At 71.0% G+C, this 14,467-nt stretch carries 8 protein-coding genes; 5 read left to right on the top strand and 3 right to left on the bottom strand.

Features of this window, described 5'->3' with window-relative positions; translation table 11 throughout:
• Positions 1-24: 24 nt before the first annotated feature.
• The gene (locus tag E0L36_RS10745; RefSeq protein WP_180928804.1) at positions 25-5,298 is read right to left on the bottom strand and encodes a DEAD/DEAH box helicase; all 5,274 of its coding nucleotides are present in this window, start codon (positions 5,296-5,298) and stop codon (positions 25-27) included.
• A 245-nt stretch (positions 5,299-5,543) separates the two neighbouring features.
• Here E0L36_RS10745 and E0L36_RS10740 point away from each other — a divergent pair, with 245 nt between their 5' ends.
• Positions 5,544-6,515 carry a serine/threonine-protein kinase gene (locus tag E0L36_RS10740; RefSeq protein ID WP_180928803.1) on the top strand — a complete coding sequence of 324 codons (972 nt, stop codon included), beginning with the start codon at positions 5,544-5,546 and terminating at the stop codon, positions 6,513-6,515.
• Positions 6,516-6,663: 148 nt separating this feature from the next.
• Positions 6,664-7,806, top strand: coding sequence for a Fic family protein (locus E0L36_RS10735; RefSeq protein ID WP_258016135.1), 1,143 nt, complete (start codon positions 6,664-6,666; stop codon positions 7,804-7,806).
• A gap of 235 nt (positions 7,807-8,041) precedes the next feature.
• Here the strand turns inward: E0L36_RS10735 and ychF are convergent, their stop codons facing one another.
• Positions 8,042-9,130, bottom strand: a complete 1,089-nt coding sequence (ychF, locus tag E0L36_RS10730; protein WP_180928802.1) for a redox-regulated ATPase YchF — start codon at positions 9,128-9,130, stop codon at positions 8,042-8,044.
• A gap of 215 nt (positions 9,131-9,345) precedes the next feature.
• Between ychF and E0L36_RS10725 the strand changes: the two genes are divergently transcribed.
• On the top strand, positions 9,346-10,077 hold the full coding sequence (locus E0L36_RS10725) for a DUF6542 domain-containing protein (RefSeq protein WP_180928801.1): 732 nt from the start codon (positions 9,346-9,348) through the stop codon (positions 10,075-10,077).
• Between the two features lie 304 nt (positions 10,078-10,381).
• Here the strand turns inward: E0L36_RS10725 and E0L36_RS10720 are convergent, their stop codons facing one another.
• Positions 10,382-11,470 (bottom strand): 4-hydroxy-3-methylbut-2-enyl diphosphate reductase, encoded by a 1,089-nt coding sequence (locus tag E0L36_RS10720; RefSeq protein WP_258016134.1) that lies wholly within the window; start codon positions 11,468-11,470, stop codon positions 10,382-10,384.
• 65 nt (positions 11,471-11,535) lie between these two features.
• Here E0L36_RS10720 and E0L36_RS10715 point away from each other — a divergent pair, with 65 nt between their 5' ends.
• Together E0L36_RS10715 and xseA are read left to right on the top strand one after the other, a co-directional pair.
• Entirely contained in the window at positions 11,536-13,005 is a 1,470-nt protein-coding gene (locus tag E0L36_RS10715; RefSeq protein WP_180928800.1) for an APC family permease, read from the top strand.
• Positions 13,006-13,164: 159 nt separating this feature from the next.
• Complete coding sequence (xseA, locus tag E0L36_RS10710; protein ID WP_180928799.1) at positions 13,165-14,376, top strand: exodeoxyribonuclease VII large subunit; 1,212 nt, start codon at positions 13,165-13,167, stop codon at positions 14,374-14,376.
• The last annotated feature ends 91 nt before the right edge of the window (positions 14,377-14,467 follow it).

The following is a 14,467-nucleotide window of genomic DNA, read 5'->3' as shown; positions in this document are numbered from 1 at the left end:
CTGGGCGAGGCGTCCGGCCGCAGGTCAGCGGCCGGGTTCGCCGAACACCTGAGGGTACTCGGCGACCTTCTTGGACCAGTCGTCGTCGTAGCGGAAGCGGACCACTTCCCAGCCGAAGTCCTTCAGCCGCTCCTCCGCCTCCTCGTCGCGCAGCACGATGTCGTCGTGGTCGTGGTGCGGGCCGTCGACGAAGACCGCGATCGGGCCAAACCCGGTCTCGTACACGAAGTCCGGCTTGGACAGCGCCTCGCGCACCTTGATCTGCTGGTGGTCCGGGAGCCGGTGGCCGTGCGACCTCAGGTACTCGATGAGGCGCTCCTCCAGGGTGGAGTCGGCGCCCTGCCGCAGCGCGTCGGCGTGCTCGTCGCGCGAACGGCCCGGGGTGGACTCGCCGACGGTGCCGTCCGCGAACGCCTGGAGCAGGTCGCGCACGAGCTGTCGGTCGATGACGCGGTGGTGACGCTGGTTGGCGAAGGACAGCAGACAGTCGTAGCAGCCCTTCTCGCACGGGTCGCCGTTGGTCTTCTCGTCACCGCGGTCACGCCCCAGCTGATCGAAGTGGGCGATCTCCAGTGCCTTGCGCGCGGCGCGGGCCAGCGCACCGGGCTCGGCCTGCAGACGCCTGAGCACGCCCGCACCGCCCTCCGCGCTCTCGATGAACAGGAGGCGCTCACGCGGCCCGTCGTGCGGCGGCAGCTCCTCGGTGTCGAGTTCGGCGTCCTCCAGCTGGAACTCGGCCTCGATGCCCCGCTCCAGGGCGTACTGGAGGGTGACGGCGGTGTCCCGGTCGACCGGCTCGGCCAGGTGGAGGACGAGTATGTTACGGGTGTCCTGCACGTACGGGATCACCGGCATCTTGCGGTGGGCCTTCTCGGCGTCCGCGAGTCCTTCCTGCTCCTGGGGAGTCTCCCTGCCGCCCTTCTTGGCCGCGCCGCCCGCGAGCCACTCGCCCGTCACCGGGTCCATCCAGAAGCCGATCTCGCCCTTGGCGACGGAGCGGCGGTAGCCGAGGTTGGTGAGCCGGATGGTGGCGCTGTCTCCGTACGCCAGCTCGGCGAGGGCACGGCAGGAGGCGGTCTGCGCCATGGCACGCAGTGATCCGTCGCGGCCGTCCTCGTGCTTCTTGAAGCGGTAGGAGATCTCCACCTTGTAACCGGTGCGCTGGCGCTCCTCCTCGTCGGAGGAGATCCTGTCGCGGCGGTGGGTGAAGACGGTGTGCAGGTGCAGCAGACCTGTCCGCGCGTCACCGAGGCCGCTGCCGCAGCCCATGCAGACGTCCTCGTGCTGCTCCTCCGGGGACAGATAGCCGCAGGCCCCGCACACCTTCGCGCTCTCGGTGGTCAGCTCACCCGCGGTGTCCGGCGGCAGCTGCACTCGGTCCACCTTGTAGCGGCTGCCCTCGTGGTAGATGAGCGCGCCGGGCCCGAACTCGCGGATCGCGATGAACCGGGAGCGCTGCAGGTAGTCGCCGTCGTAGCCGCCACGGCTGGTGCGGCCGGTGCCCGGGATGTACGCGGCGAGCGGCAGCCTGGGGAAGGAGTAGCCCGGCAGGAAGCCCTCGGAGGCGAAGTAGCGGTACGGGAAGAAGTCCGACATCACGGTCCGCTCGCCGCCCTGTTCGTTGCGCAGCAGCGCGAGCTGGCTCTCGGCCTGCGCGCGGCGGCGCTTGGCCTGGTCCTTGGAGCGGCCCGTGGCGGTGCGGTTGAGAATGTTGCGGTGCTGGATCTCGCGCTCTTCGAGGGCCTGCCTGAAGAGGTTCTTCCAGCGCCCGCACGCCTTGCGGAAGCTGCCCGCCGCGGCCTCGACGGTCTCCTCCAGCCACCGCTCGTGCCACCAGGACGTGGCGCGCAGCAGATCGCCACAGCCGTCCAGGACGGTACGGGCGCGCGCCAAGGCGCGGCGGCGGGCAGCCGGCTCCTCGATGGCCGTGGCCACCGACGACGCCAGTTCCAGCGAGGGGTGGTCGCCGTCGGCATCGATCAGCCGGGCCATGCTGGTGCCGAGATCGAGCCGGGTCTCGGCGAGCCAGATCGCGTGCACGTGGGAGGCGAGCAGATCCTCGTTGGCCAGGTCGAGCCGGGGCGGGGCGACCCGGCCGGCCACCATCTGCTCGCGCCGGGTGAAGTAGTACTGGTCGTGGCTGTTGCCGGTCGCGCAGTACGTGGTCACGAGCGCGGGCTGGCCGCTACGGCCCGCGCGGCCGGAGCGCTGCGCGTAGTTGGCGGGGGTCGGCGGCACGTTGCGCAGGTTGACGGCGTTGAGGTTCTTGATGTCGACGCCGAGTTCCATCGTCGGCGAGCAGTACAGGAGGGGAAGGCGGGTGCCCTCACCGAACAGGTCCTCGCGTTCCTGGCGGACGTCGGGGTGGACCTGGGCGGTGTGCTCGGCGGCGTGCAGACCGGCGAAGGTGGCGGCGATGTCCTGGTAGAGCCGCTTGAAGAAGGCGTTGACGCGGGGGCCGCGCTCGTCACGGTAGGTACGGCGCAGGCGGTCCACGGCGCCGTGGTCGTCGTCGCGGGCGTGCCAGCGGATGACGGTGTGGTTGATCCGGTAGCCGGGCTCCTCGCCCCGTCCCTGCGAGACCGCGGCCAGGACTCCGCCGTCGGCCAGGACCCGGAGCAGGTCGCGGATGACGTCCTGGGCTTCGTCGAGAGAGAGTCCCTGTCCCCAGTCGGGGAAGGTGGTGTCCTTGCGGACATGGCGGCCGAACGCGGTGCGGCCGGTCAGGTTCAGCTCGCTGCGGCCGCGCCCGGTGCGGCCGGGGCGGCCGGGCCGGGCCACGGCGAACTTGGCCGGAGGCGGCGCCGCCTCCGTGTCTGCGATCCCCCACGCGTCGTTGAGCCGCGCCGACTCCTTGCGGAGTTCGGCGAATTTGGCCTCGGTGAAGTAGGGCGTGTCCACGGCCCGTTGGCGCCGCAGTTCGTCCATGAGGACCTTGGACAGCCGGTGACGTGCCTCGGGAGTGGCCGTGCGCAGCGGACCCACAGTGTCCCGCCACCGGTCCTCGTCGCCGGCAATGGCGTCGAGCCCCCCGTACTCCAGACCGAGCAGCCCGGTCTGTTCCAGGTTGGGCATGGTGACGCGCCAGCCGCGTTCCAGGTCGAGGAAGAGGCGGTACTCGGCGACCGCGGCCAGTGCCTCCAGCGTGCTCTCGGCCAGCTCCTCAATCTCAGTGGGCTTGGCCGCGTACTCGTGCGGGGAGAGCCCCATCGCCGCAACCACGTCCTCGCCGAGCCGCTTCCAGCGCAGCCCCTTGTCACCGGCGGCAACCATCGCCCGGTACAGGGCACCGCGCAGCTGCGTGACCATGACGAAGTCGTTGAAGTGGCCCGACTGCAGGCTCACGTCCTGCCGGTTGTCGACGAAGGTCAGCAACTTCCTCGCGTCCTTGTCGAGTTCGCCCTCAGGAATGCTCTTGAGGTGACGCACGATCGAGGCACTGACGACGGAGGTGGCGGTCGAACGGCCCTCCTGGTCGAGGGTCATCAGCTTGGCGAAGTCCCGCTCCTTGACCTGCTCGTAGCCGACGCCGCACTCCAGGCAGAAGAGGAACGGCGCAGGCAGATACGCCGCGTAGACGCCGCCGTTCGCCTTTCCTCCTCCGGTACCGTCGGAGCGCACCCACACCGGCTGCGGCGCCCGCTTCCTGCGGCTCGCGGTGAGCACCGGGGCGCCCTTGCGCTCGTCGAAGGTGAGCCAGCTGTCGGGGAAGCGCCGCTGCTCGATGGCCTCGCCGACCTGCTCCGGCCACGGGTTGGCGGCCGAGATGTACAGATACCCCTGCTCCTCGTCCTCGTCCTCGCGCGTACGGAAGGCGACGGAGCCGTCATCCCCCTCGTCGCGGGCGACCATCAGGTACTCCTGCCCGCATTCGCGACAGAAGGACAGCGGCAGCAGCAGCTTCTCGGGGGCGTTCGGGACGCGCTGCTGGTAGGTGCGGGTGATGTGACGGTCGGCCTCTCCCTCCAGGGAGACGTAGACAGATCCGCCCTTGGACAGGAACTGGTGCAGCCTGAAGGCGAACAGCGGACGGTTGTCCTCCGCGCTGCGGGCGGCCGCTCCCGCCTGGAGGGTGGCCCGGATAGCCTCCGCGCACGCCGTGTACCAGCACTCCTCCGGGTCGTCTTTCTCAATGCCGAACGCCTCGGAGCGCAGGCGCACCGCAGCGTCCTCCACAGTGAGCGGTTCGGCGCGAACCATGAGCGTGCTGCCGTCCCCGTCCTCCGCCTCGACCAGGCCGAAGGCTGTCTCGATCCAGCGGGCCAGCGGATCGGCGGCCAGCCACCCGTACTCGGCCGGAGGGTTGTTCTCCCTCACCCGCGCGGAGAGTTCGGACGGCGTGGGCACGGCGTCCCCAGTCGCCCGCACCAGGGTCTCGCCGACCACCCGCTCCGGGGAGATCTCCGTGTCGAAGAGGGTGGAGGCGACGCGGGCGACCTCGCTGCGGCGCGCGGTGGGGGTGCCCTCAGTGGCCATCGTCGCGGACGTACCCACACACTGCAGGTTGGGTGACTCGCATGCCTCGCGTACGCGCCGCACCAGCACGGCGACGTCGGCGCCTTGCCTCCCCCGGTAGGTGTGCAGCTCGTCAAGGACGAGGAAGCGCAGCCCCTTGGCCGCCCCGATGAGCTTCTCGCGCTCCTTGGGCCGGGTGAGCATCAGCTCCAGCATCACGTAGTTGGTGAGCAGGATGTCCGGCTTGGACTCGCGGATGACCTCCTTCTCGTCCTCCCTCTCCTGACCGGTGTAGCGGGCATAAGTGACCGGCTCACACCCCTCCTCGTACCCGGCGGTGAGGAACTTCGCCAGCTCCCGCTCCTGGCTGTTGGCGAGGGCGTTCATGGGGTAGACGATGATCGCCTTGATGCCGGGCGCGGCGCCAGTCTCCTGCTCGCGCAGCACTCGGTCGACGATCGGCACGATGTAGCCGAGGCTCTTGCCGGAGCCGGTACCGGTGGTCAGGACGTACGACTCCCTGGAGCCGGCTGCCTCGATCGCCTCCAGCTGGTGCTGGTGGAAGTGGATCGGACGGACGGTCGCGCCCCGCTCGTCCTTGCCCGTACGAAAAATGTCCGCGCACGCCGGGTGCAGCAGTCCCCCGGGCCGCGCGAGATCCTCGACCGAACCACCGGGCGCGAAGCTCGGGTTGAGGGAGAGATAAGGGTCGGGCCACTGGTCTCCGTCGGCGAGCGACTTCGCCACCTGGGCGTCGATGCGGGCGTCGTCGATCACCACTGATCCGGACGTGTACTCCTTGTAGTCCCGGATGAGCCGCTGGTGCACCTTGAAGACGTCCACGTGTTCCCCACTTGTTCCCGAGGCGGTACGGAGCAACGGTAGCCACCCGCCGACCGCGGTGCGCCACACTCCTCTTGATCGTAACGACACACATCACACCATGAGATTGTGAACTCAGTCAATGAATGTCAGCTGGAGAGGCTCCGGTTCACGAAACAACGTGCCCATGTCACACTCTGTCCGGCGCGTCTGCCCGGCGGGCACGCCGGGCCTCGAAGACGGACGCGGACGGAGTCACCCCGCACATGGACATCGGACCTGTGATCGCCAAGCGCTACCGGATCAAGCGGGAAATCGGCTCCGGCGGCATGGGGGTCGTCTGGCTCGCCCACGACGAACACCTCGGCCGCGACGTCGCGCTCAAGACTATGAACACACCCGCGGGCCTGACTCAGGGCCAGCGCGCCCGGGACGCCGAACGTTTCCGACGCGAGGCGCGCGCCGCCGCACGCCTCGACCACACGGGCATCGCCACCGTCTACGACCTCGGCGAGGAATGCGGCACACGTTTCCTGGTCATGCAGTACGTGACCGGCATCGACCTCGAGGACCGGATCGCCGAACAGGAGCGGCTGAGTATCGAGGAAACTGCTTCGGTCGGGGTGCAGATCGCCTCCGTCCTCGGCTCCGTGCACGCCCGCGACATGGTCCATCGCGACCTCAAGGGCCGCAATGTCATCATCCGCACCGACGGCGTGGTCAAGGTCCTCGACTTCGGCGTGGCCGCCTTCCTCGAACCCGACATCACCAAGCTCACCACCACGGGCGAGCGGCCGGGCAGCCTGGAATGCATGGCACCCGAACAGATCCTGGGTAAACCCGTCGACCACCGCACCGACCTGTACGCACTCGGCTGCCTGCTCCACAAGATGCTCACCGGCGAACCCGTCTTCGAGCACCGCTCGGAACTCATGCTCCCCGGCCTGATCCTCGACCAGCCGCCGATCCCTCTGCGCGACCTGCACCCCGACACGCCCTCAGACCTGGAAACCCTCGTGCTCGAACTCCTCTCCAAGGCACCGAGCGACCGCCCGGCCCACGCCGGCGAGGTCTGGCAGCGGCTCGCCACCTGGCTCCCCGAACGCGGCGCCCCGGCGGCCGCACTCACCCCCTGGGCCGAGGTCGACCCACTGCGCCCCTTCCGGCACCCAATGGGACCGGATGCACGCCCAGTCCGCTCATGGGCAAGACCTCCACGACCGGGGCGGCCGAGCTGATACCCACACCCACCACCTGCGCCGCGGAAGAGCGGGAGGCTGCGCGCCACGGCCAGAAGCCCGCAGCAACGAGGTAGCTGCGACCCAAGGTAAGGAATCACCCCAGCGACAGGTTGACGGCGTGACACAATTATCATGTCATGGAGTCATGCTGTACGTAACGCCCTCCCTGGACGCCGACGACCGCCGCGCCCTCGACGAGATCGAGAGCATGCGCCGCTCCCTACGCCACATGCTCCGGGCCACCCCACGCTGGACCCGCCAGCTGCGCCGCAACCTCACCGCCCGCGCAATCGCCGGATCGAACACCATCGAGGGGTACGCCGCAACGGTCGACGACGTGGAAGCCCTCATGTCCGGTGAGGAACCGCTGGAGACCGGGGAGAAGACGCGTGCCGAGCTGGAGGGCCACCAGCGCGGCATGACCTACATCCAGGCCCTCGCCGACGCCAGAGACGACTTCCGGTACGACGCCGGCCTGCTCAACGGCCTGCACTTCATGCTCCAGGGCCACCACCTCGACAAGCGCCCCGGCCGCTGGCGCGACGGACCTGTCTACGTCACCAGCTCCGACGACTCCCTCGTCCCCGCCTACACCGCGCCGGACCAAGCGGACGTTCCCGCTCTGATGTCGGAGTTCATCGACTGGCTCAATGAGGGCGACCTCGACGCCCCCGTCCACGTCCGCGCCTCCATGGCCCACCTCAACCTCGTCAAGATCCACCCGTGGAAAGACGGCAATGGGCGCATGTCCCGCGCCCTGTCCGCTCTGGTGTTCTCCCGCGAGGCTCTGATGCCGCCCGAGTTCTCCTCCATCGAGGAGTGGCTCGGCCGGGGGCAGAACACGTACGCCTACTACCAGGTCCTGGAGGATGTGGGCGGCCCGTATTGGAGTCCGAAGCGGGACACCCGGCCTTGGATCCGGTTCTGCCTGACAGCGCATCACCGCCAGGCACAGCAGGCCCAGCGGCGCTTCGATGTCATGGCCCGAGCCTGGACTCACTTGGTCGAAGGTGTCGCAGCAGCCGGCCTGGACGAGCGGGTGGTGTACGCCCTGCTGCCCGCCTTCTCGGACGCGAAGGTCCGCCGCACCGTTTACCAGCAGGACGCGGACCTCAGCGACCAGCAGGCCATTCGCGACATCCGAGAGCTCGTGGCCCGCGGCTGGCTCGTTCCCCACGGCAAGGCCCGGGCCCGCTACTACGCCCCCGGCCCCCTCATGGACCCGGTCCAGGAAGAGGTCCGCCAGTCCATGGAGCCGTATGTGGATCCCTACTGGCGGGAGCGCTGACCCGTCCGCGCTCACCAGCGCCGCCAGGCTCTGACGGGGCCAGCCCCACCGTGTGCGCTCTCGTCCAGCACGGATCCAGCACGGTACGGAGATGAGGGGTGATGACAGGTGACGAGAGGTCAGAAAATCCAGCACCTATCCAGCACCGTAAAAATCAAAGGGCCCGACTCCGAAGAGTCGGACCCCATCTGACCTGCACGTTTGGCAGATCAGCGACGTGGTGTTACGTCAGCCGCTACACGTTGAAGCGGAACTCGACCACGTCGCCGTCGCGCATGACGTAGTCCTTGCCTTCGACGCGGGCCTTGCCCTTGGCGCGGGCCTCGGCGACGGAGCCGGTCTCGACCAGGTCGTCGAAGGAGATGACCTCGGCCTTGATGAAGCCCTTCTGGAAGTCGGTGTGGATCACACCGGCGGCTTCGGGGGCGGTGGCGCCCCGCTTGATCGTCCAGGCGCGGGACTCCTTCGGGCCCGCGGTGAGGTAGGTCTGGAGTCCGAGGGTGGCGAACCCGGCGCGGGCCAGGGTGGCGAGGCCGGGCTCCTCCTGGCCGACGGTCTGGAGGAGTTCCAGCGCCTCCTCCTCGTCCAGCTCCGCGAGGTCGGCCTCCAGCTTGGCGTTGAGGAAGACGGCCTCGGCGGGGGCGACGAGCGCGCGCTGCTCGGCCTTGAAGTCCTCGTCGGTCAGCTCGTCCTCGTCGACGTTGAAGACGTAGAGGAAGGGCTTGGTGGTCAGCAGGTGGAGGTCGTGGAGCGGGGCGGCCCGCTCGGTGCCCTGGGCGACGCCCGCCGAGAAGAGGGTGCGGCCCTCCTCCAGGATGCTCTGGGCCTCCTGGACGGCCTTCACCTCGGCCTGCCGGTCCTTCTTGACCCGGGCTTCCTTCTCCAGCCGGGGCAGCACCTTCTCGATGGTCTGGAGGTCGGCGAGGATCAGCTCGGTGTCGATCGTCTCGATGTCGCTCTTGGGCGAGATCCGGCCGTCCACGTGCACCACGTTGTCATCCTTGAAGGCTCGGATGACCTGGCAGATCGCGTCGGACTCACGGATGTTGGCCAGGAACTTGTTGCCCAGCCCCTCGCCCTCGCTGGCGCCCCGGACGATGCCCGCGATGTCTACGAAGTCGACGGTCGCGGGGAGCACGCGCTCGGAGCCGAAGATCCCGGCGAGCCGTGCCAGTCGCGGGTCGGGGACGCCGACGACGCCGACGTTCGGCTCGATCGTGGCGAACGGATAGTTGGCCGCCAGCACGTCGTTCTTGGTCAGGGCGTTGAACAGGGTCGACTTGCCGACGTTCGGCAGGCCGACGATTCCGATCGTGAGCGACACGTGGCGACTTCCCGTAGCGAGTGGATGCGGATGGTCCCGGGCGGTGCGGAGCCCTGACGCGGGGGGGGCGCGGCCGATGCCGGGCCGTCGCCCAGTCTACGGGCGGTGGGAGGCCTCCGGGACGGCAGCCGCCGTTCCGTCGAACACACGCCCCGCACACCACCGATGCGTGTCCGTGCTCTCCCCGCGCGGGGCAGGCGGCCTACCGTGGCCCGGTGGAGCACCAGCACAGCGCGCGCACAGTCCAGCACGAGCCGCCGCGACGGGCGGAGCGGTCCGGACCCCGGCCCCGTGGGGCCTCGGGAGGCCCACCGCGCGGCCCGCGGCTGCCGCGCCCCACCCCATCCTCGCCCCTGGCGACCGGGCCGGAGGCGCTGGCGCGGCGCGAGTCCGTCTCCGTCTACCAGGCCGCCCCGCGCCCGGGGATGCCCCGCGCCCGGCTCACGGGGCTGGGCGCCGGTGTGCTGGCGACCCTGCTCATGGCGCTGACCGGAGCCCTGGACGCGCTGGTGCTCGGCGGTTCGCCCGCGGTCTACGGAGTGGTGTTCTGCCTGGTCAGCACGGTGGCGGCGGGCTGGGTGCGGCCCGCGGACCTGCTGGCGGGGCCGGTGGTGGTACCGATCGCCTTCGCCGTCGGGGTGTTCTTCATCGGCAGCGAGTCGGACGGGGTGAGCGGGCTGCTGATGAACGGCGTCTCGGCGCTGGCGCTGCACGCGGGCTGGCTCTACGCCGGGACGCTGCTCGCGGTCGCGGTCGCCTTCGTCCGCCGGGCCCGGATCCGCTCGCGGCGCTCGGACGCCGAGCGTCCGGACGGTCCGAAGGTGGCGGGGATTCCGGGCACCCTGGCGGGGCTGCGCGGACTGGTACGGGCGGGGGTCCCCAAGGGTTCCGGGGGCCCGGAGGGCCCGCGCGACGCGCGGCGGCCCCGGCGCCGGCAACGCTCCTGAGACTCGGGGGACGCGGAAGGCCCGGGAAACCCCGGGGGACGCGCACGGCCCACGGGACGCGGGTGGGGCGCCGCGGGACGGCGGCACTGTCGGCCGGGCCGTGACCGCCCGCCCCGTGCTCCGCCCGGTCCCCGCCCCGGCCCCGAGGTGTTCGGGAGACCGGTGCGGGGCGCGGTCGGACTGGGCGTTCTGACCGGACGAACCCAAGAACGCCAAGGACCCAAGAACCCCAAGGACCAAGGACCCCGAGGACCCCAGGAACGCGGCCTTGGGGCCGTGGGGGCTCCGCCCGCACCGGGCGGGCTCAGCTCTCGGAGGAGGAGGCTTCGGCGGGGGTGGATTCGCTGCCGGCCTCGGTGTCCGGGGTGGTCGCGAGCCTGCGGGCGGCCTCGGCACGCAGGTCCCGCCGCAGCTCCTTGGGGAGCGAGAACTGCATCCGCTCCTCCACGGGCTGGACGATCTCCACGTCCTGCCAGCCCCGTTCGGCCAGCCACTCCAGCACCCCGTCGACGAGGACCTCCGGGACGGAGGCGCCGGAGGAGAGGCCGATGGTGGTGACGCCGTCCAGCCAGCTCTCGTCGATCTCCTCGGCACCGTCCACCAGGTGACCGTCGCGCGCGCCGTGGTTGAGCGCCGTCTCCACCAGCCGGACGGAGTTCGAGGAGTTCCGCGAGCCGACGACCAGCACGAGATCGGCCTCAGCCGCCACCTGCTTGATCGCGTTCTGCCGGTTCTGGGTGGCGTAGCAGATGTCGTCGCTGGGCGGGGAGAGCAGGTTGGGGTAGCGGCCCTTGAGGGCGTCGACCGTCTCCATCGTCTCGTCGACGGAGAGGGTGGTCTGGGAGAGCCAGACGACCTTGTCCGGGTCCCTGACCTCGACGTTCTGCACGTCCTTCGGGCCGTCGACCAGCGTGACGTGGTCGGGCGCCTCGCCGCTGGTGCCGATGACCTCCTCGTGGCCCTCGTGTCCGATCAGGAGGATGTCGTAGTCCTCCCGGGCGTATCGGACGGCCTCCTTGTGGACCTTGGTGACGAGCGGGCAGGTGGCGTCGATGGTGGCGAGCTTGCCGCGTTCGGCCTCCTCGTGGACCACGGGGGCGACGCCGTGCGCGGAGAAGATGACGATCTCCCCCTCGGGCACCTCCTCCGTCTCCTCGACGAAGATCGCGCCCTTCTTCTCCAGGGTGCGCACCACGTACTTGTTGTGCACGATCTCGTGGCGCACGTAGACGGGTGCGCCGTACTGCTCCAGGGCTTTCTCGACGGCGATCACGGCGCGGTCCACGCCCGCGCAGTAGCCGCGGGGGGCGGCGAGCAGGACTCGGCGTTCTGCGGGGCGGCGCGCTGCGGCTGCATCCGGATCGGTGGCCGGGCGCGAGGCGGGTGCGGTCATGAGTCCATCGTAAGGGCGTATGACGCTGCCGGGAGGGCGGGGACGTTTGGGGCAAGCTGGACAGCATGCCCGGATTTCGCGCCCGCTCCGCACCCGCTCCCGGACCTGGCCTGCGGCGCAGCCTGACCACCCGCGATCTCGTCGTCTACGGCCTGCTGTTCATCGCGCCCATGGCGCCCGTGGGGATCTTCGGGGCGCTCGACGCCCGGAGCCACGGCACCGTTCCGCTGGTGTACGTGGTCGCCACGGTGGCCATGGCCTTCACCGCCTCCTCGTACGTCCGTATGCTGCGCGCCGTCCCGCAGGCCGGTTCGGTGTACGCCTACGCGAGCGCCGGGCTCGGCCGCGGCCCCGGCTTCGTCGCGGGGTGGATGGCGATGCTGGACTACGTGCTGATCCCCGCGGTCGCCTACCTGTTCTGCGGTATCGCGATGGAGCAGCTGGTGCCCGCGGTCGACCAGTGGATCTGGACGGCGCTCGCGGTGCTCCTCTCGACCGCGCTCAACCTCTCAGGGGTGCGCCGCGCGGCCAGCGTCGGCTTCGTCGTACTGCTGATGGAGATCGCGGTGCTGCTGCTGTTCGTGGTGGCGGCGCTGGTGGTGCTGGTGCGGGACGGGACGGAGCGGGGCTGGCTCACCCCCTTCACCTCGGACACCGGTTTCTCGACGACGGCGCTGCTGGGCGCGGTCTCCGTCGCGGTGCTCTCCTTCCTCGGCTTCGACGCGATCGCCAACTTCGCCGAGGAGACACGGGGAGAGGGCGGCCCGGCGCCTGCCCGCGTCGCCAGGGCCCTGGTCTTCTGCCTGGTCACGGCCGGGGTGCTGTTCCTCGTGCAGACTTATCTGGCCGCCCTGCTCAGCGGCGAGTCCTCGGCGGAGCTGGCCGACCGCCCGGCCGACCAGGACGCGGCCTTCTACGACGCCACCGGGTCCGCGGTGGGCGACTGGCTCGGGAACACCGTCGCGTTCAGCAAGGCGGTGGGGGCGGCCTTCGCGGCGCTCGCCGGACAGGCGGCGGCCGGGCGGCTGCTGTTCGCGATGGCCCGCGACGGGCGGCTGCCGAGACCGCTGTCGCGCGTCCACCCGCGCACCGACGTACCGGGGCGCGCGCTGCTGCTGACGGCGCTGATCACGCTGTGCGCGGCGGTCTGGGCGGCGCGTGCCGACGGTGGGCTGGGACGGCTGGTCTCGGTGGTGGACATCGGCGCGCTGACCGCCTTCGCGCTGCTGCACCTCTCGGTGATCGGCTACTACGGCCTGCGGCGACGGGGCGGGCCGCCGATGAGCGTGGGCCGCGACTGGGTGGTGCCGCTAGTGGGCCTCGGCATCGTGGTCGCGGTGATCGTCACCGCCCACCGCGAAGCCCATCTGGTCGGTCTGGCCTGGCTGTTGGTGGGGCTCGCGGTGCTGGCGGTGCTCTGGTACCGCGGCCGCGGGCCGCTGAGCCCGGTCCGCGGCCCGCTCGGCCCGCCCGGGCCCGAACCGGGATTCGACCCCGAGCCCGGCTCCGGCTCCGGGAAGTCCCCTTCCCCGTAGCGGTCGGGCGGCCCGGGCGTCAGTGGGACGACGCCGACCGGACGGCGCGGAGGGGTCCGGGAACGGCCGGAGGAGGGCCCCGGGGTGGATCCCGGGGCGGGTCGGGGTGGGGCGCGGTGACGGGGCGGGGGCGTCAGCGGCGGGCATTAGCCTCCTCGTATGGCTTTCAACACGGCCGAGACGCCGATCCCCGTCAGCGAGGTCTCCCGCAAGATCGGCGGCTGGATCGAGCGGCTGGGGGACGTCTGGGTGGAGGGGCAGATCGTGCAGCTCTCGCCCCGTCCCGGCGCGGGGATGGCCTTTCTGACGCTGCGCGACCCGTCCCGGGACACCTCGATCACCGTCACCTGTTTCCGGCAGGTTTTCGAGCGCGTGAAGGACGTGATCGGCGAGGGTGCCCGCGTCGTGGTGCACGCCAAGCCGGTCTGGTACGAGCGGGGCGGCAGTCTCTCGCTGCGCGCCGCCGAGATCCGGCCCGTCGGGGTGGGTGAACTGCTGGCGCGGCTGGAGCGGTTGCGTGCGACGCTCGCCGCCGAGGGGCTGTTCGCGGCGGAGCGGAAACGGCCGCTGCCCTTCCTCCCGGGCCGGATAGGGCTGGTCACCGGCCGCGCCTCGGACGCCGAACGGGACGTGCTGCACACCGCGCGGGAGCGGTGGCCCGCGGTCCGCTTCGAGGTCCGGCACACGGCGGTGCAGGGGGTCCACGCGGTTCCGCAGATCATCGAGGCGGTCCGGGAGCTGGACGCGCGGGAGGACGTGGAGGTCGTCATCGTCACCCGGGGTGGGGGCGGGATGGAGGACCTGCTGCCGTTCTCGGACGAGCGGCTGGTCCGCGCGGTGGCCGCCTGCCGGACCCCGGTGGTCTCGGCCATCGGACACGAGGCGGACTCCCCGCTGCTGGACCTGGTCGCCGACCTCAGGTCGCGCACCCCGACGCACGCGGCCAAGGACACCGTCCCGGACGTGGGCGAGGAGCACGAGCGGATCGGGGGACTCCGGGAGCGCGCCTGGCGCGTCATCACCGGTGTCCTCGACCACGAGGAGCGGCGGCTGGACGAGGTGATGAGCCGTCCGGCGATGGCCGACCCGCTGGCCATCGTGGAGGAGCGCGCGGCGGACGTGGCGGACTGGGTGGCCCGGGGCCGCCGGGTTCTCGCCCACCGACTCGACCGCGCGGAGGACGAGTTGGCCCACACCCACGCCCGGGTGGTGGCGCTCTCCCCCGCGGCGACGCTGCGCCGCGGGTACGCCGTGCTGCGCCGCGCGGACGGCGCGGTGGTGCGCGAGGCCACCGAGGTCACGGCGGGTGAGGCGCTGCGGGCCCGGGTCGCCGAGGGCGAGTTCGAGGTCACCGTCGCCCCGCCCGGCTAGTCGCGGGGCCCGGAGGCCAGCGGGCGGAGCGCGTTGGGCGGAGCGCGTTGGGTGGGGAGCGTTCGCCCGCGTCGGACAGCTGGCGCCAGCC

The sequence above is a fragment of the Streptomyces sp. AJS327 genome (genome assembly GCF_013450295.1).
Taxonomy (GTDB): Bacteria; Actinomycetota; Actinomycetes; order Streptomycetales; family Streptomycetaceae; genus Streptomyces.
The sequence above is the reverse complement of the archived record's forward strand: the minus strand, read 5'-3'. Positions and strand labels throughout refer to the sequence as shown.